The organism is Marivirga sericea, from assembly GCF_900177665.1.
In the GTDB taxonomy this organism is placed as follows: Bacteria; Bacteroidota; Bacteroidia; order Cytophagales; family Cyclobacteriaceae; genus Marivirga; species Marivirga sericea.
Genome location: NZ_FXAW01000008.1, coordinates 234389 through 260000, shown reverse-complemented (window position 1 = coordinate 260000; position 25612 = coordinate 234389). Strand labels below are relative to the sequence as shown.

At 32.2% G+C, this 25612-nt stretch carries 22 protein-coding genes; 10 read left to right on the top strand and 12 right to left on the bottom strand.

Annotated elements, in window-relative coordinates; all coding sequences use genetic code 11:
• Nucleotides 1-373: 373 nt before the first annotated feature.
• From B9Y84_RS17755 to B9Y84_RS17705, 10 genes are all read left to right on the top strand, one after another.
• Complete coding sequence (locus tag B9Y84_RS17755) at nt 374-1615, top strand: site-specific integrase (RefSeq protein ID WP_221406437.1); 1242 nt, start codon at nt 374-376, stop codon at nt 1613-1615.
• 79 nt (nt 1616-1694) lie between these two features.
• Entirely contained in the window at nt 1695-2663 is a 969-nt protein-coding gene (locus tag B9Y84_RS17750; protein WP_139828087.1) for a hypothetical protein, read from the top strand.
• Between the two features lie 168 nt (nt 2664-2831).
• The gene (locus tag B9Y84_RS17745; RefSeq protein WP_085518734.1) at nt 2832-3125 is read left to right on the top strand and encodes a MerR family transcriptional regulator; all 294 of its coding nucleotides are present in this window, start codon (nt 2832-2834) and stop codon (nt 3123-3125) included.
• A gap of 322 nt (nt 3126-3447) precedes the next feature.
• Complete coding sequence (locus B9Y84_RS17740) at nt 3448-4083, top strand: hypothetical protein (RefSeq protein WP_139828086.1); 636 nt, start codon at nt 3448-3450, stop codon at nt 4081-4083.
• Between the two features lie 105 nt (nt 4084-4188).
• Entirely contained in the window at nt 4189-4962 is a 774-nt protein-coding gene (locus tag B9Y84_RS17735; RefSeq protein WP_085518732.1) for a ParA family protein, read from the top strand.
• A complete protein-coding gene (locus tag B9Y84_RS17730) occupies nt 4925-5248 on the top strand; it encodes a hypothetical protein (RefSeq protein ID WP_139828085.1) in 324 nt (107 codons plus the stop codon). The genes B9Y84_RS17735 and B9Y84_RS17730 overlap by 38 nt, the downstream gene beginning before the upstream one ends.
• A gap of 114 nt (nt 5249-5362) precedes the next feature.
• Entirely contained in the window at nt 5363-5746 is a 384-nt protein-coding gene (gene mobC, locus B9Y84_RS17725) for a plasmid mobilization relaxosome protein MobC (protein WP_085518730.1), read from the top strand.
• 228 nt (nt 5747-5974) lie between these two features.
• Entirely contained in the window at nt 5975-7180 is a 1206-nt protein-coding gene (locus tag B9Y84_RS17720) for a hypothetical protein (protein WP_176223828.1), read from the top strand.
• Between the two features lie 689 nt (nt 7181-7869).
• The gene (locus B9Y84_RS17710; protein ID WP_085518727.1) at nt 7870-8628 is read left to right on the top strand and encodes a metallophosphoesterase; all 759 of its coding nucleotides are present in this window, start codon (nt 7870-7872) and stop codon (nt 8626-8628) included.
• Between the two features lie 138 nt (nt 8629-8766).
• Complete coding sequence (locus tag B9Y84_RS17705; RefSeq protein WP_085518726.1) at nt 8767-12516, top strand: class I SAM-dependent DNA methyltransferase; 3750 nt, start codon at nt 8767-8769, stop codon at nt 12514-12516.
• A 121-nt stretch (nt 12517-12637) separates the two neighbouring features.
• Here the strand turns inward: B9Y84_RS17705 and B9Y84_RS17700 are convergent, their stop codons facing one another.
• The 12 genes from B9Y84_RS17700 to B9Y84_RS17645 all read right to left on the bottom strand — a co-directional run bounded on the left by B9Y84_RS17700 (nt 12638) and on the right by B9Y84_RS17645 (nt 25363).
• On the bottom strand, nt 12638-13477 hold the full coding sequence (locus B9Y84_RS17700) for a hypothetical protein (RefSeq protein ID WP_085518725.1): 840 nt from the start codon (nt 13475-13477) through the stop codon (nt 12638-12640).
• Between the two features lie 126 nt (nt 13478-13603).
• Nucleotides 13604-14365, bottom strand: coding sequence for a DUF2971 domain-containing protein (locus B9Y84_RS17695; protein WP_085518724.1), 762 nt, complete (start codon nt 14363-14365; stop codon nt 13604-13606).
• A gap of 95 nt (nt 14366-14460) precedes the next feature.
• Complete coding sequence (locus tag B9Y84_RS17690) at nt 14461-15123, bottom strand: hypothetical protein (RefSeq protein WP_085518723.1); 663 nt, start codon at nt 15121-15123, stop codon at nt 14461-14463.
• A complete protein-coding gene (locus tag B9Y84_RS17685; protein ID WP_085518722.1) occupies nt 15117-15380 on the bottom strand; it encodes a hypothetical protein in 264 nt (87 codons plus the stop codon). Before B9Y84_RS17685 ends, B9Y84_RS17690 begins: the two co-directional genes overlap by 7 nt.
• Before the next feature lie 193 nt (nt 15381-15573).
• The gene (locus B9Y84_RS17680; RefSeq protein WP_085518721.1) at nt 15574-16482 is read right to left on the bottom strand and encodes a hypothetical protein; all 909 of its coding nucleotides are present in this window, start codon (nt 16480-16482) and stop codon (nt 15574-15576) included.
• A gap of 288 nt (nt 16483-16770) precedes the next feature.
• Nucleotides 16771-17928: an RNA-binding domain-containing protein gene (locus tag B9Y84_RS17675; protein ID WP_085518720.1), complete on the bottom strand. Its 1158-nt coding sequence runs from the start codon at nt 17926-17928 to the stop codon at nt 16771-16773.
• Nucleotides 17916-20549 carry a TrlF family AAA-like ATPase gene (locus B9Y84_RS17670; RefSeq protein WP_085518719.1) on the bottom strand — a complete coding sequence of 878 codons (2634 nt, stop codon included), beginning with the start codon at nt 20547-20549 and terminating at the stop codon, nt 17916-17918. Before B9Y84_RS17670 ends, B9Y84_RS17675 begins: the two co-directional genes overlap by 13 nt.
• On the bottom strand, nt 20542-20751 hold the full coding sequence (locus B9Y84_RS17665; RefSeq protein WP_085518718.1) for a helix-turn-helix domain-containing protein: 210 nt from the start codon (nt 20749-20751) through the stop codon (nt 20542-20544). The genes B9Y84_RS17670 and B9Y84_RS17665 overlap by 8 nt, the downstream gene beginning before the upstream one ends.
• 626 nt (nt 20752-21377) lie before the next feature.
• Nucleotides 21378-22577 carry a serine hydrolase domain-containing protein gene (locus B9Y84_RS17660; protein WP_085518717.1) on the bottom strand — a complete coding sequence of 400 codons (1200 nt, stop codon included), beginning with the start codon at nt 22575-22577 and terminating at the stop codon, nt 21378-21380.
• Complete coding sequence (locus B9Y84_RS17655; RefSeq protein WP_085518716.1) at nt 22567-23151, bottom strand: hypothetical protein; 585 nt, start codon at nt 23149-23151, stop codon at nt 22567-22569. Before B9Y84_RS17655 ends, B9Y84_RS17660 begins: the two co-directional genes overlap by 11 nt.
• A gap of 261 nt (nt 23152-23412) precedes the next feature.
• The gene (locus tag B9Y84_RS17650) at nt 23413-24063 is read right to left on the bottom strand and encodes a GIN domain-containing protein (RefSeq protein ID WP_085518715.1); all 651 of its coding nucleotides are present in this window, start codon (nt 24061-24063) and stop codon (nt 23413-23415) included.
• 136 nt (nt 24064-24199) lie between these two features.
• Nucleotides 24200-25363 (bottom strand): helix-turn-helix domain-containing protein, encoded by a 1164-nt coding sequence (locus tag B9Y84_RS17645; RefSeq protein WP_085518714.1) that lies wholly within the window; start codon nt 25361-25363, stop codon nt 24200-24202.
• Nucleotides 25364-25612: the final 249 nt, after the last annotated feature.

The window sequence follows — 25612 nt, the reverse complement described above, 5'->3', positions numbered from 1 at the left end:
TCCTGACCAATTACTCCCCATTCCCTCAACTTTTCTACTGCTTTTCCCGCCTCGCTTTCCGTATTGGGAGTGCAAATGTAGAAGCTTTTTTGCTCTAAACAATGCACTGTTTAATAATTATTTTAATAAATTCTCAATGATTTGATTTCCAATACCTTACTAAATTCGGAGTCAGAAATCTAAACCTTTCTAAAAGAAAAACCTCCACAAGGGAGGCTTTAGTACCTTGGGCCGGAATTGCATATTTCTTTAATATGCTTTAATACTTTTAAATCCGCCAAAATCAAAGTATACTTACGGTTTAAACCAAATTAAAGCCGGTTAATTAAATTTAAATTAATTACTTGACACCATTTCTGCCACCTAAGTCCTTATGATTAATATTACTTTCTTCCATAATAAACAGAAAATTGATACTAATAATGAAGCACCAATTTGGATGACACTAACCTTCAATGGGCAAAGAATTAGAAAATCAATTAAAGATTCAAAGATAAAGCAATCCTCCTGGAACAACACTAAGGCACGTGTAAAAAATGTAACAGTTAACTCAAAAGGAATTACATCTGAGCTTATCAATGCTAGACTAGAAGAGTTAGAGGAGAATATTAGAAAGATTAATAAAGTAGTTTTAAGAGAAAATATCCGGCTGAATGAAGAATACATACTTTCAAAGCTAGAGAACCCTCAAACGATTGATGCCAGAAATATTAGCTTCTTTCAAGCCTTTGATGAATTTTTAGAGATTTGCAAGGGGCATAAGGCAAACAATACTGTCAAGAATTATACAACTATTAGAAACTTTATTGAGAGATTTCAGACAGACACAAAATATAAAATAGAACTTGAATTAATTGATTTTGGCTTCTATGAGAAACTTAGAGATTATGCTTTCAAAAAAAAGAATGTAGCAGACAATTACTTTGTTAAGGTAATTTCAGTTTTGAAAACTTTTATGAACTGGGCAATTGATAAACGCTATTGTAAAGCTACAGACTTTAAAAAATTCAGAACACATGAAAGAGAAAAGGAAGTAATTTACTTAACAAAAGAAGAATTATTTAAACTATACAATCATAATTTTGAATCAAGAAAACTTGACCATGTCAAAGACACTTTCTGTTTTGCTTGCTTTACTGGATTACGATTTTCAGACCTTAGAACGCTGGAATCAAGTAATATATTAGAAGGTTACATTATTAAGAATATTCAAAAAACTAAAGAAGTGGGATCAAAAATTCCACTAAACAGATTTGCTCAAGAAATTTTAGATAAATATAGAGATACCATACACTACCCTCTTCCGACTATCTCAGAGCAGAAATATAATAAATACATTAAGGAATGCTGTGAAAAAATCGAAATTGATACACCAACAACAATTGTAGAATATAGAGGCAATCAATCATTTCAAAAAACAGTACCAAAACATAAATTAATTACAAGTCACGTAGCTAGAAAAACATTTGTTACAAACTCACTCATATTTGGTATGAAGGAATTAGTTGTGAGAAGCATCACTGGCCATAAAAAGGAATCTTCATTTAAGAAGTATGTGAAAATTGCTGACAATATAAAGCAAACTGAAATGGAAAATACTTGGGATAAGCAATAGATCTCTTTGCAATACTTTATTGACAACATTTTTCAAAACCCAAGTTCCAGTTACATATAAGATAAATCAACCCTTTATTATGAAAGAATTAAAAGTCACTTATCATAATCCAGAAGAAGAATTAAGGGATCGAATCATTCTACTATTAAGTCAGATTAAAAAAAAATTCAAACAGAAGAAATCAATAGAGTTAAAGTATGATATAAATAACTCTAATAAAGGTAGTCCTGATGTACTTGATATGAAAGTTAATTTAATAGAGCTTATCAATTCAAGAAGTGAAATAGATTACAGAGATTTACGAAATCAAATCTTTATTAAATCCCCAAAAGACTGGATTGAATTAGTAAAATCAGAAAATGCTACAGTTCTAAATCAAAATAAATCCCTGCTTCCTATAGTCAATTTTATTCATAGTAGGATTCAAAACGTTTTTGAATTCATACCTATAATCAATTTAAATAACATTAAAGGCATTATACATATAACTTTACATCCAGTTGAAGATTACCTTTTTGAAATTGATGAAATAATTTTTGATAATGTTAGCGATTTTGTAGCAGAGGATGATCAAAAAAGACTTGAAGAATCTTTCCCTGGCATTAGTAGAAAAGAAAAAATAATTATTATCCGACCTGATCTAATTAGATATTCACTAAATGAACTTCAAAACAGCAATATTTTGACGATTTCTGAGGATGACATAGATAGCTTCATTATGTCATTTGGCTCATTAATGGGTAAGCATAAGGGTAATTACAAATTTTCTTACCATTTTATAAATTCCAAAATAAGATTTCATGATCTCCATCAAGCAAGCTTCTACTTAAGAAGGACCCTGGCATTATGGATAAAACATAGATGCATAGAGGGGTTTAACACTGATATATCTAAAGTATTTTCCTCCTTATTTTCTACCTATAGTTTACGAGGTCTTTCTTATGATAGTGTCAGGAATAATTTGAAATTAATCAAAACCGAACGGTACACAGATGAGAGTACTTTTAAAGCCGAACTCTCGACAAGCTTAAAAAAGAAACCTCAATAAATCCTGTCTTCAATTGCCCAAGCAAATAAGTTGGGCAATATTTTTACCCCCTCTCAATTCGTTTAAGATGCACTTTTAAGGTACTATTTTTGCTCAACCCCCAAAACATGCTTGAATATTTAAATTAATCCTCTGAATATAGCAGCAGAAACCCAACTAAAAAAGGCTATGAAAAACGAAGTATTAGTGCTAGCAAATGCAGATGAATTTCGGAGATTCTTCAAAGATCTTCTAGAGCAGGAATATGTTGATAGAAATCAAAAATTTGAAAATGATGAAATGAATCAAAGGCAAGCAGCAGCCTTCATCGGAGTGTCAGAAGCCACAATAATTAAATATAAAAAGGAAGGAAAGATTCCTTACGAACAATTACCTGGATCGAAAAAGGTCCGGTATTATAAATCTGAGCTCAAAAGAACCTTGGGAAAGAATCGCCATCTTTTGCAGCCCTCAAGAAAATAAAAAACCTGGAAAATCCAGGTCTTGTAATTAGGTATTGTGATTTTTAGAATCCTCACAGTACAAAGTTAATAAGATTACCCACAAAATCAATTAACTATGTATTAAGTAATACTCAATTCCGACACCCTAAAGTATCTAGATCAATTTTCAAACAAACTTTTTAAAGCTTTTAAATAAGCATGGAATTACCATGTCTAATTCATAGGGTTCCTTATGAGCTTTTTTTTTAAAGTTCATATAGTTCAAGCTCTTAAATTTTTTAAGAGCGTTCTAAAGTTCAATAGTCTCAAAAATGTACTGTAGTACAAAAAATAGAAAAAAAATGTCAAATCAACATTTCAAACAATTAAAGTATGACACGCAAGAGTCAACATTCAGGCATAACATTTATTATTCCTGCGGGAGAATAGTTTCAGGTTATACAAAAAAAGAAGGTGTGCCTGAAACTCCAAATGATAAAAGAGCCCTACTATGTGGCCTACTACAAAGATTAAATAAATCAAATTATTTTGACAGCCCTAAGCAAGTCAAAGGACTAAGTGGGAAATTTGTCAAGTTAGATTTCTTTAAGAATATAAGAAGCAAAGGCTGGATCCATATGGTCACGATATATCCTGACTATTATGAAGTAAACCCAGATGTAATTGATCCGAATATTGGTAATATGATTGCCCAATTTGATCTATTTAGGAAGGGGGAAATAAATGATACTTTTTTTGATCGCTATCATAACACTGCTGAAGCTGTACCTCATAATCTGAATGAAAGCAAGAGATTTCCAACCAGATCTACACTACAAAGCCATTGTAAAAGATTACTAAGTCAAGATTTAGAAGAAATTGGTCTAGTGCAACACTATTACAGAAGTTACTGCTTACAGCATTTCGAAGAATTTAAAGAAGTAGATCAGCAGTTTCATGATTTTTTACCCTTCTTTAAAAACTCCTCCCAGAATTAATAATGATTTGTAATAATAGTAACACTGTTAATACTTACCATACTTTATTAACAGTATTACCAGTGTTACTATTTCATACTTGTAATACTAGTAATATACATAATAATGACCCGAACAATAGCAATATCAAACCAAAAGGGAGGAGTAGGCAAAACAACCTCCAGCCTAAATATAGCAGCTTCCTTAGCTTTAAAAGGAAACAGAGTGCTTTTAATAGACTTGGATCCTCAGGCTAACCTAAGTAAGTCTTGTGGGATAACTAATCCTAAAAAGCATGTTTATGGTGTTTTATTAAAGGAATATGCGATTAAAGATACTGTAGTGAAAATTCGTAAGAACTTACTATTAATACCTGCTAGTAAGAATTTAGCCGCATTTGAGCAAAATAGCGGGACTAATCCAGATGCATTTTATATCCTACAAGAAGAGCTTACTGAATTAACTAAGTCAGTAAGCATAGATTTTATTATTTTGGATTGCCCCCCCTCTTTGGGGCTTCTATCTGTAAATGCTTATGTAGCAGCCTCGGAAGTATATACACCGCTGGAGAGCCAAGAATTTAGCTTAGATGGACTTGATGAAGTTATTAAGACTATCAATAAAATGAAAAAGCGATTAAACCCTGACTTAAAACTATCAGGCGTCTTTTTCACACGCCACCATAGAAGAAAACTTATAAGTCAGGAAGTAGAAAATATCATACAGAATGACTATCCCGGATTGCTTTTAAATACTGGAATTAGAGAGTGCGTTCAGCTCAAAGAATCTCCTTCAGCTCGTAAGGATATTTTTGAATATGCACCCGAATCAAATGGTGCCACAGATTATAGAAATTTAGCAAATGAAATCTTCAATATTCACAGCCATGTCGAAAAGTAGAATTAGTATCAAACGAGATCAGAAGCCGAAATCAACTGATGATTTTTTTTCAAATTTTGAGATAAACAAAGACCTTCAAGAAGAGACTAAATCTGAACAAAGAAGAACTGTGGAGTACGTTAGGCAGACTTTTCTTTTGAGTAAAGAGCATCTAAATAAAATTAAGGATTTCGTCCACACAAAAAGAAAAAACGGTGACACTAATTACACACAAAAGCAAGCGGTTCAAGACGCTTTAAACCTACTTTTCAATAGTGTTGAAGTCATTGAACCTAGAAATAAGTAGGGATAGTCCAATGATTCTACTGACAGTAGCAGTAGCAAGAGGGGGGCAATGTATGTACAAATTGTACGCACATGGGTTATATTAGCACAAATCATAGATTTAGTTTAAAAGAAAATGGATAAAAGAGAAAGACTTATTGTGAGAATATCCGAAATAGACAAGGCCAATTTGGATAGATGGATTGCTAAATTGAATGACTTAGAGCCAAATGTACCATTCAATTATAGCAGTTTGATAAGATATTTAATTAAACATGATACTTTTACTATTAGACCTTACCTTAAAAAAGATGCCCTTATTGTTGCCAAAACGATCAATGGTATCTCCAAAATTGCTAGTAACATAAATCAGATTGCTAGAAATTTAAATTTTTTCGCAAAGCAAAATAAACTTGACGAGAAACAATTGGCACTACTGAAAAAAGATATTGACACAATCAACAACTATTTACAAAAAGCTTATAATATAATTTACACCAATCATCATAAAAATAAATAGAGGCTAATATTTTCCCAGTGTATTCACATACATTCTATATCAGAATAAACATCCCGAAATTTAAGGGCAGATTGCTTACTCGCAGCATTCAGTTCTTCAAAGTTCAAGATTGATAGAAACTTATAAGGGTCTGACCCAGAAATATTGATAACTTAGTACCAACGGAAAGATTGAAATCATATGGATACCGAGAAAATTGAGCCAGTTGTTCACCCCAAATTGCAACATTTGAGTAAAGAAAGCCGAAATGATTTGTACAATAGATTTTACAAAGAAAAAAACTCTGCTCTTATCATTGAATTTGGTATTAAAGAAAATTCAAATCTGCATAGGCTATTTGAACCTAAGATTATTGAAGAAGCGTGTGAATATTGCAATGTTTTTATGTGGAAACTCTACCCTTCTAAATCAGAACAAAAATACGGCGGCAAAAAGATATGTCCAAAATGTGAACATACTATCTATCCAGAAAAAAGTTTTAGTTGGAATACTCAAACATGTACTTGTAATAATTGTGAGCGGATTAGACTTGAAGAAATAAGAAAAGAGCAGGACGAAAATGAGCGCAGAAGACTTGATGAACATCAAAAGATCATAAATAAATTAACTAGCCAACAAGGAGACCCAATAACATTAAAGGATTTAGAATATTATGATATGATTTGCCTTCTAGCATATCTTAAAGGAGTTGAGGAATTGTCCTCAGAGGTATCTCGATTTCATTTTTTCAGACCATTTTCAAATTTAACTCCTACTGATTCTTTAAAAACTGATATTTTTAAACTTCTCTTGAAGAAAAATGCACTTAGAATTAATTTAGAAGTAGATATTGATGTTTATCAAGATTTTATTGAAAAGGATAATTTAGATGCACTTATAGATTCTCAAAGCCTGCAGCTAAATGTTGTTTCGAATCGAGAACTATATTCAGAGTGTTTGGAATCCGTCAAGAATGAACTGATCAAAGCTCCAAATAATGGGTATTTATTATGGAAAAGAATAGGGCTACATGAATGTATGGAATACTTGAATGTAGAACTGGCCTCGATTGATCTGCCAGCAAGACTGGGAGCTGTTACTGTTCAATTATTCGAGGAATTGCTGCAATACTATTCAGTCTCTCAATTAAATAAAATAACACTAAGAGTAATAGAGAGAGCAGCAAAAGATAAACTGTCAAGAGTATCATATGACAAGCAAATTGCTAACAATACAGTTGCTGGTATTAGGTCATATGCCAATAAGGGTATTGTAGAAGGATGGTATATAACCTTCGATGGTATTCCAAAAAAATACAGAAAAGAGCAATCATTGATAAGTAAAGTTGTATTTAATGATGTCTTAAATATAAAAGATGAAGGTTATTTGAAATCACCCAACATAGAAGATTTAGAAATTGATAAATCAGACGATGAACGGATTAGAAGCGTCTAGAACAAATATTAATACCACAGTAGAGAATTTACACCTTCCAAATAATGCAATAAATTATTTTACTTTAAAACATCTTACCAAGTCAAGTCAATTGACTTTTTAAGGTTTTGGTTGAAATATAGCCATTGGGAGGGGTTCTGATGGCTTTTTTAGTAAAAGAAAGGCCATTAATTAATTTTGATTGATTCACTTTTCAGGGCGATTTATTTCTTTGACTAATAAACCACTCGATATCTGCCTTCCTCCTTTTTTCCTGTTTATCTTTTTGCCATTCCGCTATGTATGCTTTGGTCCACAATATCAACGCTAGTGATATAGTAAGTAAAACTATTTTTATTGGGCTTACTTGAGCCATGATGCTTATAATTATATCGATTATTTCCATATTTATTCTTCGCTTTTAAATACTTGTCAAAGCTGAAAAAAATCTAAATCCTTTTAGAGGACAGTAAAAAATCGTTTCTGTTTTAATTAACGTTTTTAATAATTAAGACTTCAAAAGTGTCTTTAAATCATCTACAACAAATATCCGTATTAAATTAGCGTACACTTGAAAACAGCGTCTGTATTTGGTTGAAAGTTTTAGAATTTGAGAATATCCATTTTCACTCATTTATAAATACTCTAAAAATCTTAAATGACATCGGAAGACAATTTTAAAATCAGCTTGGATTCTATATCTTTTGACATTGAAAATCCAATTCGCCTCCGATCTTCATTTAGAATTCATTTTCAATAAGGCTTATATTGAAAAATACCCTTTGGAAGGTAAAGGTGATATTTTGATTTTGGCAGGTGACATTATTCCTTTCAGCATGATGCATGCTGCAGATAACTTTTTCGATTATGTCTCTGATAATTTTGAGATTACCTATTGGATCCCTGGCAATCATGAATACTACCAATCAGATATAAATGAAAGAAGCGGTTCATTTCAAGAGCAAATTCGAGATAATGTTATTTTACTAAATAATAAATCAATTCAATTTCATGATTATAAAATCATCTTTAGCACGCTTTGGACTTCAATTGAAGATCAGTATGCAAATGACATAAAGCGTGGCATGAATGATTTTAGAGTGATTAAAGACGATGGATTAAGCCTTAGACCTAAAAAATATAATCAGCTTCATGAAGACTGCCTTTCATTTATTCAGAAGGAGTTGGAGGAATGTAGTGAAAATGAAAAGTCAATAGTAATTACACATCATGTACCCACCAAAATAAATTACCCTTTAAAATACCAAGGAAGTATATTGAATGAAGCCTTTGCAGTTGAATTGGATGATTTTATTAAAGAATTTAAGCCCAATTATTGGATTTATGGTCATCATCATGCAAACAGGAAAGATTTTCAAATTGGGGAATCTCAACTTATGACAAATCAACTAGGTTATATTGACTTGCAAGAACAAGGGGGATTCAAACCAGATAGATTGATTTTTTAAAATCATATTGATAAACTTGATTCTATTGAGGTCAGTATAAATTGATAATAGTCCATTTTACTTTGTCATGAATAATTTAACCTTTTAAGTAAATTCTATTAAATTGATTTCAATTTATAAATCCTTATTTTTATTTGAATGTCATACCATAAGATACTGACTCCCCGACAATCACTCAATAAAGCATTTCTAAAGGTTAAGCCTTACCGAGAGTCTATTGAAAACTTCAAAATCAATATGATTCAATTAATTGAAAGGGCTGATAATGAAAAACGTGAAGAACATAATAAAATCGTTCTAATAGATTTTTTAAAAAAGACCTATTATGATCCTAACCACTATATCAATACAAAAGAAAGTAGTGATTTAGTAGTACATAATGGGAAAAGTGCTGACTCTAGTGTTGGGGTAATTATAGAAACTAAAAAGGCTAGTAATAAGGCAGAAATGCTGTCAACCAAAAAACTGAATACAAAAGCATTACAGGAACTGTTACTTTATTATTTACGTGAACGAGTCCATCAAAACAACAAAGAGCTTAAACACTTAATAGCCACAAATATTAGTGAATGGTTCATCTTTGATGCTCAACTTTTCGAAAAACTATTCTACAATAATAAACCCTTAGTAAATCAATTTAAAGAATTTGAAGCTGGTCGCTTAAGTGGCAATACTACAGATTTTTTTTATAAAGAAATTGCAAATCCTTTTATTGAAAAAGTACTAGGTCAATTGAATTATACTCATTTTGACTTAAATGAGTATAAAAAACCACTTTTAAATAATGATGAGAAAGACGATAATAAATTAATTGTTCTATACAAACTTCTATCCCCTGAGCACCTACTTAAGTTACGCTTCAAAAATGACAGCAACTCTCTTGACAGCAAATTTTATAAGGAACTATTGCATATAATAGGTTTAACTGATGAAAAGCAAGGTGGAAAAAGAGTAATTGGTAGAAAAAAAGAAAATGAGCAAAATGCAGGAACTTTACTTGAAAATACAATTATCCAATTAGACTCTTTAGATAAGATATATCGATTAGAAAAACCAAATCAATATGGTACAACAAATCAAGATAGACTCTTTAATGTTGGACTTCAACTTTGTATTACATGGATTAATAGAATTTTGTTTCTAAAACTAATGGAGGCTCAATTAATTAATTATCATAAAGGAGATGACTCTTATGCATTTTTGAATTATAAGAAAATAAAAAATTTTGATGACCTTAACAGCCTTTTCTTCCAAGTATTAGCAAAGAAAAATAATGACCGTAGCGAGGAAATTCAAAACAGCTTTCAAAAAGTACCATACCTAAACTCTTCCTTATTTGAACCAAATGATTTAGAGCATAATACACTTTTCATTAGCAACCTACGAGACGAAAAGGAAATACCATTGCATCCCAATACAGTACTGAAAAACAGTAATGGAAAAAAAAGAACTGGAAAACTGAATACCCTAGAATATCTATTTGCCTTTCTTGAAGCTTATGACTTTAGTAGTGAAGGTGCAGAGGAAATTCAAGAAGATAATAAAACTTTAATTAATGCATCAGTACTAGGTTTAATATTTGAAAAAATCAATGGATATAAAGATGGATCATTTTTCACACCTGGATTCATTACGATGTATATGTGCAGGGAGAGCATCAGAAGATCTGTAGTTCAAAAATTCAATGAGATAAAGGAATGGAATTGTAGAAATTTTGATGATCTATATGATAAAATAGAAGATAGAAATGAAGCTAACACTATTATAAACAGCTTAAAAATATGTGATCCTGCAGTTGGTTCAGGTCATTTCTTGGTATCAGCTCTCAATGAGATTATTGCAGTTAAAAATGATTTAAAAATACTTCAAGATAGAGAAGGTAAACGGCTAAAAGAGTATCATTTTGAAGTTATAAATGATGAGTTAGTTATTACAGATGATGACAGCGAATTATTTGAGTACTCTATCAAGAATAAAGAGAGTCAGCGAGTACAAGAAGCTCTTTTTCATGAAAAACAGGCAATCATTGAAAATTGCCTGTTTGGTGTAGATATTAATCCTAATTCAGTTAAAATTTGTCGATTACGTTTGTGGATTGAACTTCTCAAAAATGCCTATTATAAAAACGAAACTGAACTTGAAACCCTCCCAAATATTGATATTAATATCAAATGTGGCAATTCTTTAGTCAGCCGTTTCGATTTGGATGTTAGCATAAGTAAGATACTGAAAAATAAAAAATGGAATGTCGGCACATATAAAGCAGCAGTAAAGTCATATCAAAACGCAAAGACCAAAGAAGAAAAAAGAGACTTTGAACGACTAATAGATATAATTAAAGGGGATTTTAGAACAGATATAGCTAAATACTCTGATCGTGATGTGCGCGATTTACAAAAAGAAAACGAAAAATTATATGTAAGATATCAGTCTAAACAATTATTTGATACTAAACTCTCCAAAAAGCAATTAAAGGATAAAAGAACTATAGAGGATACTATTGAAAACTTAAACCTAAAAATAAAGGAGAAGCAAAATAACCCAATTTTTAATAATGCCTTTGAATGGCGTTTTGAATTTCCAGAAGTGTTAAGTGACAAAGGAGACTATTTGGGCTTTGATGTAGTCATTGGTAATCCACCTTATATCAGGCAGGAAGAATTAAAAGAGTTTAAAAACTATTTCAAGAGTACATTCCCTACTTATTCTGGCACAGCAGATATTTATGTTTTTTTTATCGAAAAAGGATATTCCATATTGAAAAAGAATGGCGAATTCACATACATAATGCCTAATAAGTTTATGCAAGCTGGATATGGTAGAAATGCAAGAAAGTTTTTACTCGAAAATAATATTGTAGAGTTCTTAAATTTCGGTGACTTGCAAGTTTTTGAAGAAGCTACAACATATCCGTGTATTTTATTTGCCCAAAAATCAAATCCCAATGAAGATTTAAAAGTAATAAACATAGATACACTTAAATTCCCTGATGGATTTCAAGTATATATTGACAATAATAGAAATATAATAAATCAGAATTCACTTAATAATGAAACGTGGGTTATTTCTAATTCAGAAGACAAACATTTACTTGAAAAAATTAAGTCTATAAGTAAACCTCTAAATGATTTGATCAAGGGAAGTGCCAAAAGAGGAGTTCTAACGGGTTTGACTGAAGCTTTTGTTATTGAAAAAGAAATTGCTGAAAAATGGTTAAAAAATAATCCAAAATATAAAAGCCACTTGTTTCCTTTTTTAATGGGTAGAGAAATAAAACCATATTTTCCTGCAAAACCTGCAAGATATTTAATAAAATTTGAAAAAGGGTTCACAAAAAAGAATGGAGGAGCTGACCCTGAAGGTTGGTTTAAGAGCCAATTCCCTGAAGTTTTTGAGCACCTGCAGCAATATGAAGAAAAAGCTAAAAAACGAACAGATAAAGGAGACTTTTATTGGGAGTTGAGGGCTTGTGATTACTATGATAAATTTTTGTATCCAAAAATAATGTATCAGGTACTACAGGTAAAGCCGTGTTTCATTTACGATGAAGATGGACTGTTCTCTAATAATTCTATGTGGTTTATTCCTAATGGTGATAAAACTTTACTCGGTATTCTCAATTCCAAATTAGGCTGGTGGCTGATCTCCAAGCATTGTACTCAGATACAGAGTGGATATCAGTTAATATGGAAATACTTTAGCCAAGTGCCTATTGCAACGGCAAATGAAAGTCAAAAGACTGAAATAACTTCTAAAGTGAACGGAATTATTAATCGTAGAAAAGAAAATCCTGACCTAGATGTATCTGAATTAGAAGCTAAAATTGATCAATTGGTATATCAACTTTATGGATTGAATGATGAAGAAATTAAGATTATTGAAAACTAAGCATGTATAATTGTGACTCAAAAAAGCAGTATTATTGAGTTTTTTTCTTAAATGCGAACATTTTCAACTTTCGTACTATCAGCCCAATGACCTATATTTATTGTTGTAAGCATTGCCATTTTTAATCAAATAATATTGAATTTATCAAATCAATCTTGTTGTAACTTTCACCTTCGATAAAATCAACCAATCCGTTGATAGTGGTCTTTTCCTTTGGTAAGTGTTCACTCTGTTGGACTTCGACTAATTCCTCTTTTTGAAATAAGAATGGTTGATATTTGTTTCCTGATTCAATTGATAGGTTATACACCCAGTAAATGCTAATTCCATAATTAGTAAACCAACTGAAAATTGTTTCCGTTTCTTTTTCTGAAACTCCAACCCATTCTAGTCCCCCAAAATAAAGATGATGATATCCTCTTTCCCCAAAATTTTGAAGATTTACTATATCAGGCTTAATGGCAAACCTAAATTTCATATGCTTCAACTTATCATTTTTAGAAGTTAGAAACTCGATAACATTTTTACTGATTTTTATACCCTCTTTTGATAATCGACAACCGAAAATCTTAATAAAGTATTTATATAAATTTATTATTTGATCAGGCCATTCTCCACCATATATGTCCTGAAAATCTATCTTATTTGATTCCTGAATGAGATCAATGTGATTAGAGATATAGTTAGAAAATTTTTCATAGGAAGTGTCAAAGGGTTGACTCAAATGATTATTGCATTTTTGACACAAAACATTACGAATCGTTATCTTCTTATCATTTGATCCGCTAATGTAGGAATTTCTTATATTGATCAACATTGGTTGAAATTCACCCTTCTCCACATATTGACCTTTACCATATGCTTTGACGATATCCGACCTTTTGAATTTATGTTCATCTGAGTCAGCAGTGTTACCACAAATCCAGCATTTTTCAAGATATCTCTTTCGGGAATGATACATAGCTTAAGATGGACGAGCGGATCTTTCAGTGGCTACCAAAGAAACTGCACTCTTCGAATTTAATATTAAATTTAGAGAATAAATTCCAGACTTTCATTTGCCGTTCCAATTGATCCAATTCATAATTCATAGATATTTCTTCATTATAGACGGTCGGAAATCTTCAAACTTCCGTTCCATCGCATTGATTCGTTGACTTTCGTAATAAAGATCGTAAATTTTAGTTTGCTTAGGGTTAAGGTGTCGATCAATTGCTGGACGGTAATTGGCATCCATTGATATTCCGAAATAGACTCCAGTGAGAGATTTTTGAATTGATAGATAATGTTGATCTGTTGATAAAATCAATAAGCGCTTTTCATACTCACGTCCCCAATACTCAGATTTAGAGAGAACAAGACTTTTGAACCCCGCTTGGATGAAGTTGTTAATATTTTCTTCCTTGTTCCTTGATCTGTTCCAATGAAGCCAAGGTTTATCACTCGTTCCATAAGTTACGTTTTCGAGTTGAAATATGGGGATGTTGGTATTCTCATTTAAGAAAACCTTTTCATCTAATTCAAGACAAATCCCTTCATGGTTTTCGGTATAGTGAGCCCACATCATTTCGTTTTCAAACCCAGGGCGTTTATCCGAATGGACAAAACAAATAATTTGAACTCTGCTCTTTATTTCCTTACCGAGTTGGTATTGATGATCAATATGGGTTTTGTCATTATATGTGTTTGGATAGATACCTTTATAATCGATGTTAACACCTCCAAATGCCCACGGTTGGTTTTCTCTTGGGTCGTTTGTTTGCGAAAGGGAGTTCGTTCGAAGTTTTTTGGTTGGGAGAATGTATTTTATTGCCGTTGATAGTTTTGTATAGTGATATATTTTTGTCATCAGGTTCGTGGTGTGATTTTACATATAACGTTCTGGCTATGAGCAGTAGCGTCCCGAAGGGTGCTATTGCTTTTAGGTTTTGTTGGTGGTTCTTTTCATTTTACAGACCAAACTCCAATCATGTAAGGAACTAATGAGGGACTGAATGCAGTCATAAATTCACAAGTTGTTGTTATTTGATTAGGCAATTGTAAAGTATTGCTTGTTTGACCTTTGTATTTTTTAGAATATTTCTGTTGAAATTCATTATAGATATCCCAATACGTGGAGTTGGTCTCGGTTGCAACATTAAAAGTCCTTGTTTGGCCTTTTATGAATGAGAACCACTTATCGTAAAACCTAATTCCTGTATTCGGTGAATTCTTGAAGTCAGTTTGAAAGTGAGTTGTTTTGCCTGTAATTATGAAATAGCACTTGTCAGTAGAAACTAAACTTCCTAAGTAAAGTCTCATAAGATCATTAAAAATTCTTTGTTTTTCAGACTGGTATCTTGTTTCAACTTTCGCAAGTTTCAGTTCGAAAAGATTGTTGATTGGCGCATTTTGAGGATTCAATACAGTTAAATCTACTTGCCTATTAGAAAAGTTTGGGTGAGCTCTTTCTAGGTCAATTAACTGCAAGTCAACATTACCCTCATTTACTAAATAGTCCGCTAAAGGGTATTTTAAAGCATTTTCATTCATCATAAATGAACGACCAATCTTATCCTGAAATCCAAGCCAATATTCTATTGCCCCACCAAGATTCGCAACTACCATTCTTTCAACTTGTGTTTCAATGGGTCAAAATCTTCTTGCTTCATTTCATTAATTCCTGAGATAATAACCCTAACCCACGGATTATCCATGCTAATGTCAACAAATTGACTGTGTCCTACATTTCCAACATATTGGGAGACTGCTAAATTCAGTTTTGCAACTGGATCGTTGTCTCCTGCATACATTATTACTGCTATTTGTCCTTTTCGACCATGAGTAAGCTCTATCGAACTTTCTTGAATTACTATTTTTTCCATATTTCAGGTTTATCTGTGTTTAATGCCGCCAACGCTATGCCTATGATGATTGGGGCTTAAAAAGTACTAAGCTTGCCAATTGCACAAAACCACAGCAATTAATAAATTTACATATTGTGGTTGACTTTCCAAGTGCCACCAAACCTTCGTGACTGATGAAGCCCCATTAATTTATAGGTGATATTAGGTGAAGTTACTTTTTCTTTTTGCCAGCTAAATGCGGGTACATTTCACGAATTTTCTTCTTTTTTTCCTCTGTTTCCGCTTTATCCATCATTCTCTTATAAATATCTGATTCTAGGTAATATGTCTTTGTTCCTTCGTAATAGTATGCAGATATAAAATCAACAGATAATTCAAGGATTGATGTCATCTCAACTAGACCAGTATAATCAAATAAAATTACCGAGTCATCTAATAGGTTGTCATCGTACTTAATAAACTGTTCTTTGAAATTACCTGGGATTTCGTCAATATGTTGAACGAATTTATAAAGAGGGTCTAACACCAATATTTGAAAAAGAGAGTCGTCATGTTTATTATTGACCATTGCATCCACGGTTTTATTATACAACAATGTCAAGCTATGAGAGTGAGGAATTTCGACTTTAGTAAGTGAAAGATAGGCCTTACAGAATACCTCGATATAAAACGTGAGATTATGAAATATAGCTGGAGATAGTTTATTTAACTGACCAGAGCTATACGAGTCTATATCGTAAACCCGTTCGTCCTTAACAACTTCAATTGCTTTCTTAAAAAGGAGTGATATGACTAAGTATTGAGCTAAACAGGAATTTAAAGCTCTATTAGTGCTTGGTTTACTTTTTGCAACTAATCCAGCCGTACTAATCCATACATAACCAAATTCGCTTTCTGAGATATGAAGTTTCCTAGATGGGTCGTAGTAATAATACTTTTTCGTAAAATCTTTATGGCTGATTCCTAATGATTCAAGTAAACCAATAAAGAGGCTCTGTTCAGAAAACTTGAACTTATCAGCAAATGGGTTGTTCTGAGAAATCCTTTCTTGAAGTTCATCTAATTGGTTTTGGGAAGAAACTAGAACATACTTTTTGCCATTTTCGTTTACGAATTTCATGAATAGAACTTTGAGTTATTTTTAATACGATAAAATTTCACCTAACGTTTAGTATATGAAAAGTAGGCGATTTCGAAGCACTGAACTTTCAGCTAAGCACAAAGTTTGATATGAGCCCAAAGCCTTGATTTTACTAATAATACGCCTATTTTTTATATACATTGTTGTGTTTTCGTACTTTTTTTCCGTTCGGTTCGTAGCGTTGGCAAAGACATACTCTTTTATAATTTTGGGCGTAGCGTTGGCTGTAGCGAATTGCAAATGTGTATGGCTTTTAGCGTTGGCTATTCATTCAGGACGTTTAATTACAGAAATAAACAACTCTCTTTCAGTATCATTGATTAATTCTAAGTCAGGCGAATTCTCAATTGCTCTGGGTATTCCGCTACCAACACCTACAAAAGGAAGAATATATCTAGCATTTGTAAATAATATCGGATTTCTAGAAATCGAGGTTCCTATTTTGATATTGTCGATTGTTAATGTGTTGGGTAATCTTCCTGGACTTGTAATTTCTATTCTATTGTCAAATATGAATATCTTAATACTTGATAAAATAAAGTAGTCTCGATGAATTAAGGCATTAACAAGTAATTCCTCAATAGTTTCGATTGGAATTTCCAATTTAGATTGTGAGTTAAAACCCTCTTTTATTTGCACCTTTTTTAGGTTACGAGTAATAAAAGAGAGTGTTTTTTCGTACAGCTCTTTTAAATTTCCCGTAATTGGTTCTTCTTTGTCTCGATATTCCTTTGAGCTTATGTCATTTCCTACGAAAGACACACATTGAACGGTAAAATTTGGTCTAAACTGTTGCGGATTTTTACCAAACAAGAGTAGTCCTCCAAGACTAAGTTTTCCTTCCTTTATCATTCCAAGATTAGAAAGTACGGTTGATGTTGATTGACCGATTTCCTCGATAGATTTTTTTGTTTTTGCAAGCACAAATTCTTGGAAAAAGTCTTCGTCAATATCGTTTACTGTTGTTCCGTTTACTAAGGTTTCATCTGCAAAAAGGTTCCCACTATTTTGAAGTAATCTTGCCATCTCTTCTCTTGCTACAACTTTGCGTTTGTCAGAACCATTTTTTAACCAAATTATACCTTTGTTGTCAGTATGAGGCTTGCTCATTCCTTCAGCTATACTAGCTACAATGACATTCTTGTTTTCTACTTCTACGGTTTCCGTTTCAATAAAAATTTGAGGTTTGACATTATCTGAAGCAGCATTAGCCAAAAGCTGATTGGTTTCTGCTATTTCTTCAAATGACAGTCCATTAATATCTCCGCTTTTGTCGTCAACTCCGATGATAATTAAGCCACCCTTTGTATTGGAAAACGCCACCATTTCTGTGCCTATTTTGTAAGCATCATTAATGCGGACTTTAAATTGCACAACGCTTGATTCTCCTTTTTGGATTAAATCCAATAATTCTAATGCGTCCATAATTCGTAAATTCTTTTTCTATTGTTAAATGCCTCTTTGCCACCTTCCATAATATTTACTATTTCTTTTCTGATTGATTCATCATCAACACTCCCAAGGTTAGTCTCAATTATGTTAGAATCATATCTACAAGAAACTACTTGTTCACAATCTCCAAGAACAGGTATATTTGGATTGTGAGTGGCAAAAATAAATTGAGAGGTGTTTTTTAATTCTTTCAATACCTTTATAACATCATTATAGATGGTTTGATTATCCAAATCATCCTCTGGTTGGTCAATAATTATTAAATCACTCTCTTTTAGTGTTAATAGAAATATTATTAAAGCGGAAGCTCTTTGCCCTAAAGAGTGTTCATTCAATGGCCTGTTTCTGTATATAATATCAAATTTATCAGGTATCCTGTACGTCAGAAAGGCTTCAATATTTGAATTGAAATATTCTCGAAACGTATGAAGTTGAACATCTGAAAGGTTTGTAGAAATATTGCTTTTTGGTAGATTCAAATCTTCATAAACCGCAATCATATCACTATAACTGTCAATGATTGTTTGAATATTATTGTCCCTTAAATTACTTCCTCTGAGATTCTCTTTTAAATATGATTTGAAATCTTGTTTGTTTCCTTTAAACTCAACAGCTATTTTAATTGAATCTTGGTCATCATTAACTTTTTTTATTTCTTCTTGTACAATTTCAAATTCGTTGTGCCATAGTTTTTGTAATGATACTAAAGTCTGTTTTAACTGAGTTTCTAATTCTTTTTTCTTTTTTGAAAGCTTTTCTAACTCCGACAATTGAGCTTTTGTTAAATCAAGTTCCTTTGTATATTTAACATAGTCATCCGCCTGAATATTAGGAAGATTTATTTCTCGCTTGATTTTTGAAAATTCTTCTTTCAGCTCTTCATATTTTACATTGAAGCTTTTGTGCATTGTCTCAAGAGCTAAATTTTCGGTAACTAACCTTGAAGAAATAGTTTTGGTTTCAAGAAATATGCCTTCAAAGGCAATCAAATGTTGCTTTATTTTATCAATATCTGTGGTATTCTCTTTTGACGAATATGCTTTAAAGCTTTGAAAACTATCTTCGTATTCTCCAACATATTCATTTATTCCCTCAATAACTTTTAACTCGAATTTTTCAAGACGTTTAATGAAATTGCTGTCTTTGTCGAAAGAGATTTGCTTTTCAAGTTTTTTGTCTATTTCATTATCTTTAAAAACTTGAATTTTAATTTTCAACTCCGCTTGTTTCGCTTCAATGTCTGCTCTTCTAGCAACTTTTGAATCAATTTTTTTGAGTTCATTGATAATTTTTAAAACATCTTGATTTTTTTCTTCAACCTCTCGTTTTTTATTAAGTAAACGATCGCCAATTAATTTACTAATCAAATATTCAGTTGATAAAGAATCGCCTATTTGAGAAAGGTCTTTTTGACCAAAGTATATAGGCTTTTTTACAATTGCATTTGGCTTTAGTCCAAGCTGAAGTTCTCCATCTTTGTAAATGTTCGTTCTATCTCCAAGTATTTTCTCAGCTACATATTCTTTTCCTTGGTCATCAACCAATACCGAAGTTATTTTACCGCCACTTCCTAATAAAGCGTTAACTAACTTTGTTTTATAGTCATAATCTACATTTTGCTTTTCAGTTAAATCAATATCTAAAGAATACCTAATAGCCTCTAAAATTGAAGATTTACCGCTTCCTCTTATACCAATCAAGTTATTCATAGACGGATTTAGATGAAGTGTTGAGCCATCTAATTTTCCACCTTTGAAACTGATGGATTTAATATATCCGTTAATAGGGTCAGTCGTGTTTTGTGCTAGTCTGTATTGTTGGTCTAATAAAGCATATTTTATAGCTTCAAAGTTAAATGCACCAATTTTCAAATATGTTTTTTGCGTAACTCCATTTAAAGTATTACCTGTTCCAATTTCTTCAATATTTTTAGCGTCAGAACATTCTACAAAAGCTGGTAGTTCGTTTTCAAGCCAAGTATTAAGGTTTTTAATTATATCTCTTGTCCTTACTTTTTGGAATCCAAGAACTGCCTTACGGAATATTGGCACTTTACCCAACTCTGTAATTCGTCCTCCATTTAATTCTTTGTAGAATCCGCTATTTGCCTCGATATGAGCCATTATAATAAAATAGTCTTTCTCGAAAGCATCAAGCTTTTTTATAGTCTCAATTAGGCTATCATTTGAACGTCCGTTTTCGTTTTCGTAATTATGTTTGCCTGCAAATGTTTGGTTTATAAAGCTGTTAATATAATCCGTACCATTTTCAAGCCATTCAATGGGGTTGAAAATCATAAGACAGTGGATTCCATTCGCCCCATCATTTACTGATAATTCCACTCCTGGCAATAGATAAATCTCTTGTTTTCTAGACTTTTTGGCAAGTGCTTTATATTCGTTAAAATCAAATTTGTTATGATTTGTTATTGCTGCGACACCAATTTTTTCTTCACTTAACTTATTTACATAGTCAGAAACAAAAGAATTATCTTCTCCACGATACACAAATTCTTTGTCCGCTTTTGTGTGTAAATGAAAGTCAGCTCTAAGCCAAGTACTGCCATTTTTAAAAATTTCAAATTCTTTATCCATTTTTCAAATTGTCTTTGGTAGAAACTAATAATTCTCTTACGTCAACGTCTAAAACTTGAGAAATCTCAGTTAAGACTTGAATGCTGGGCTGTGAATTGTTATTGCAATAGTTTGTAACTATTACATAACTTTTCCCAATTTGCTCAGCGAGCCAAGTTTGAGTCCTTCCTTGTTCTTTTAAAACCTTCTTTATTCTGTTCATTGGTTTTATGTCTTTACGTTTTGACTATAAAGTTCAAATATACATTAAATTATCCTTTAGCAATATAATTATGTATTGAATAATGATATATAATTTCAATTTGGGAAGGGGAAAACAGCTCTTTTGATTTTAAGCTTTGGCTGTATTGTCGGCAAAAAATCAAATGTGCTGTTTGTGCGGCTGGTTTTTCGGTATGAAACACAACGATTTAGCTAAGAAACGTGGGGATTTTCGCAGTGAGTTTCTGTGGGCCCGCAACGAACTAATCTACGGAGTTCTCTGATAGCCTTCAGTACGTTTCCCCCCATGTTTTCTTAGGTTTTGTTGTGCATTTGCTTTTTTTTCCTCTGTATCTAAACACAAACTACTTTTTGGAAAAAGTACATAGTGAAAGTCACTGTTTCTCTAATTGAGATTATAACACTGAAACCCTTAATTCTTCTCTAAATAGACTCTTGCTTCTTGTTTCTATGTTCAATTATGCTGGAGTTTGTAGAACTCAACACGATTTTTTTGTCCTACATTTGTAAGGAAAACTTAGGTGTTCGAAATCCCTTTAAGCATTGGGTATTCAATGTTAATATTGCCTATTTTCACCACGCTTTTAATCGAATAAACTGACCACTTTATTTAAACATTTCAGAGGTGATTTCTTTATATATTTCTTCTCTAGCTATTGCTCCTTTTTCATTACCTGCACTATTTAACAAGAGCACGTAAGTAGCTTCTTCATTTAGAAAATATAAAGCGATGGTACTAAATCCATCAATGCCTCCTGTATGACCAACAGCTGGACCATGAACCGTATTGAACTTTTCAATGCCATACCCGTTTTCGTTTTGCCCGTAAGGGTCATCGCTAGAAGTCCAATCTTCCGGTAAATCAAACCAATTTGTCATTTCATTAATTGAAGAAGTAGAAATAAGGTTGCCTTTCATTAAACCTTCAAAGAATATGGCTAAATCATAAGCGTTCACTGCAATCCCTCCATCTCCTCCGATACCCAACTCATCATTATATAAAAATTCGCTTTCAACATATTGTCCATTACCATATATATCGACATATCCTTTTACGCACCCTTCAGGTATCGGTCGCTCTTCGCTGTAATAAGCAGAATTTAGTTCTAAGGGTGTAAATACCTCTTGCTGATAAACTTCTTCAAATGTAAGTCCGCTAGCTTTTTCTAATATCATTGCTAATATTAGAAAATTTGTGTTCGAGTAGTAATAGGTTTCGCCTACACTATTGGTAGCTGATTTACCATAGGTGTATTTAAGTACTTTCTCTTTTGTAAAATTGTTAGTAATTCGATTAATCCTGTCTAATTCAAATTGAAGTGTGTAATAATCTGGAATCCCGCTAGTATGAGATAGTAAATGTTTGATTTTAGCCTTTTCAGCGTTATCTACTTTTTTTACAACCGCTTCATCAAGCCATTTGCTTACAGGGTCTTCAAGAGATAGTATTCCTTTGTCAATAAGCCTGTAAGTTGCTGCAGAGGTAAACACTTTGCTAATACTTGCAATAAGAAAATTATTGCAACTTTGCATATCAACATTTGACGCAATATCTGCTTTTCCATCGGCTCCTATCCAAAGTCCATCTTTGTCTCTTACCAGTAGTACCGCTCCCACTAATCCATTTTTGCGATTCTTTTCAAGAATATTTTGATAAAGTGTTGCCTTAGGGTGTGCTGAGCTATTATCTTGAAACCTAAATTCGCAATTGTAGTTTTCGAAAAGTAGAACTTCGTTTTTCTCGCAAGAAGCAAGAATAGTTAGCAAAGTAATAGCACCGAGTATGTAGTATTTATTAATTTTCATCTTCTCCAAATTTAATATTTACTCCGATTTTAATTAATGAGTGTGGAATTACAGGAATTCCATTTGCAAAAGGCGTTTGAATCAGTGCTTCTTGTCTTATAAAAGGTTGGATGTTGCCTCTGCCAATATATGTAAGGCCGATACCAAGATTAATATATAAATGAGGCCTACCAAACTGATTTACTCTTTCGAAATCACCATTTCCGTTTTGTTCGTAAATTTCTCCAGGATAGAAAGTATGGAAATAACCTAAACCGATAGGGAAATCAAGACTGATTTTTTGTTTAAATAGTTTCCGAGAATATTGGTATTCGCCACCGAGATAAACTGCTATTTGTAATTTGCGGTGATAGAAACTACCCGCTTTCGCATTAAACAACTGTACGCTTTTATCCTGTTCATTCCTTGCAAAAGTTATACTTGCCTCGATACCTGGGTGAATAGGAGCATAATTTGTAAACGGCAGCCCAATTGCTTCTGTTGTAGCCATTACAGACACTTGTTTTACTTTCTGTGCAACAATGTTTTGCACTCCTAGAAATAACATGATAATTATAATCTGAATTTTCTTCATATTTTTTTCGATTCTATAATACGATATAAATTTCTAGTATATAATTCTTAGTGTGTTTAAGCATGATATTTAGCAAATAAAGCATATATAGTAAGTCCGCGCGGACTTTACTAAGTAGGCTCTAACTAGCAATGAATTATACATGTTGGTAACTGGTTTTTCAAACTAAATTTTTGCAATTCAACAAACTATTAAATTTTAAACACCCAAGTTCTTTCTTCACTAGTAGGTTATTAAGTTGTCAATAAAAAATGATGTCATTTAGTTAGAATTGATAATTTGTCCTGCGTCAGAAGTTTGCGCATTTATAGATGGCATTCCTCGATAACGGATTTTAGCAGCCTGTTTTACAGTTCCGTTTATTCCGTTATTACAGGTTATAGTTAATTCTGAAGCATCTCTTGAAGTGGTATTAACAATATCAGTTGTAAAGGAAAATCCGTTTATTTTCCCATCATCTCTAATAATTGTATTTATAACGTTGGCACTTCCTTGTAATTCTAAATTTGACGAACCGATGACTTCAAATTCTAGTTCTGTAGCATTATAATTTACCACGCCTCTTGTATTATCGTTTAATTGCAGACGTTCAAAATTGGGCATTTGTATGCTAATTTTAAAAAAGGCATTGTCGTAAGATCCATCTTCTAGAGATAGGCTCAAGATATTATTCGATACAATGGTTCTAAGTTGGTTTTGAAGGTTGTCATTTACAGTAATTTCTACTGTTTGGATATCACCATAGACTATTTGAACTTCCATATCATTTTGTGCTACCACTTTAGTAAAATCCGGCAAATCCCTAACAACTGTTATAAAAGTATCTGAACCGACAAAATCATCTTCGGAACAGGATGTAGATACTATGCAGAAAAAAGATAGGCAGGCTAATCTGAGGATGTTGATTTTCATAACTTAAATTTCATTTAATTGAATGTTGCATAACCATAATACAACCCAAGAAATTTCAATTTTATCCGTTTGATTTTTGAACAAACCTAGCACAGTTAGTAAATTCCAAAGTCCTGAAAATGGTAAAGTGGAGAAATTAGGACTTCTTTTTACGGAAATAAGAAGGTGTTTCGCCTGTTATTTTTTTGAAGGTAGCATAAAATGCAGATTTTGACTTGAAACCTGCCTCAAGCCCAATCGAAAGTGTAGTGTAATTATCAAATTCTTTATCTCTAAACATTACTTTTACTTCCGCCACTCTGTACTCGTTCACCCACAATGTAAAATTCTTGTGAGTTGCTTCTTTGATATGTCTGGAAACATATCCAGAACTCATATCAATTCGCTGAGCAACATCATCGATACTCAAATCTGAATTTCGATAAAGCGCTTCTGATACCATAATCTCATTGATTACATTGAAGTGACTATTAGATAGCTCAGAATTCAACTTTCGATTGGTGGCATTATATGTATTGTTGCTATTTTTTTTCGAGTCTATTATTTTTTCATCTTCAATAAATACACGTGTTTCTTGAATTGTTCTGGCATTCATCTTCAAGCTGATATCTTTCCTATTATCAATCAGTTTTAGATTGACAATCCCTTCATATATGAGCCAAAACATCCAAACAGAGATTAGAGCGTAAAACGTTTCTACGAAAATTGCTAAAGTGGAATTCATCAAAAAACTTCCCAAGGTCAGTATGATCCAAACAGATATTAAAACCAACGTTGATTGCCATATTCTGTATATCCATCTCTTTTTATCAGAATCGTTCCGGAAAGTTTTTATGAGTCTGAACGATTTATAACAAAGCAAAACATTAAAAAAAATGGAAAGAATACTTTCGATTTCATAGAAGAGCTGAACACCAGAATGAACAGCAATTTTTTCAGGAGGAAAATAACTAACAATTCCGATATTAGTGACCGTATCTAAAAGAAATGGTATCAGCAAATAGAATTTAAAATAGCTTTCATTTTTCGAGCTTGAGGTAGATAACTTAAAAAAATAAAACAAGGGTACGTATACCAAAAAACCCAGCTCTATATCATTCAAGAAAAACTCCAATAATATTGAATTTGATGGATATATGCCACCTAGCAAATCAATAATAACTATTGTAGATAACAGAATAAGAGCAAACGAAAGCCAGGAGTTTGCTTCAGTTTTGTAGTATTTGGAAGTTAAGAGGAAAAAGGCTAAAATAAGTCCCTGCCCAATCGCTATTGAAAGTATCAATTGAATTTCTTTCATTATCGGCTATTATGTTTATTCTTTTTTTATTGAGAACGAGGGTACTATTTTTTTGCTTGTGCACAACGTTAAGTATAAGCGTAGTGCGGGATTCCGGAGTAAATCTCTTACCAATTACTACAAAGTTCTTTAGGAGTAAAAATCGTTCAATTTTAGCACTTCAGCCGCATTACGCTTATACAATGTTAGCGGTTATCCTTTTTTATACATTTTGATATAAACATACTTGATATAATTTAAGTATGCTAA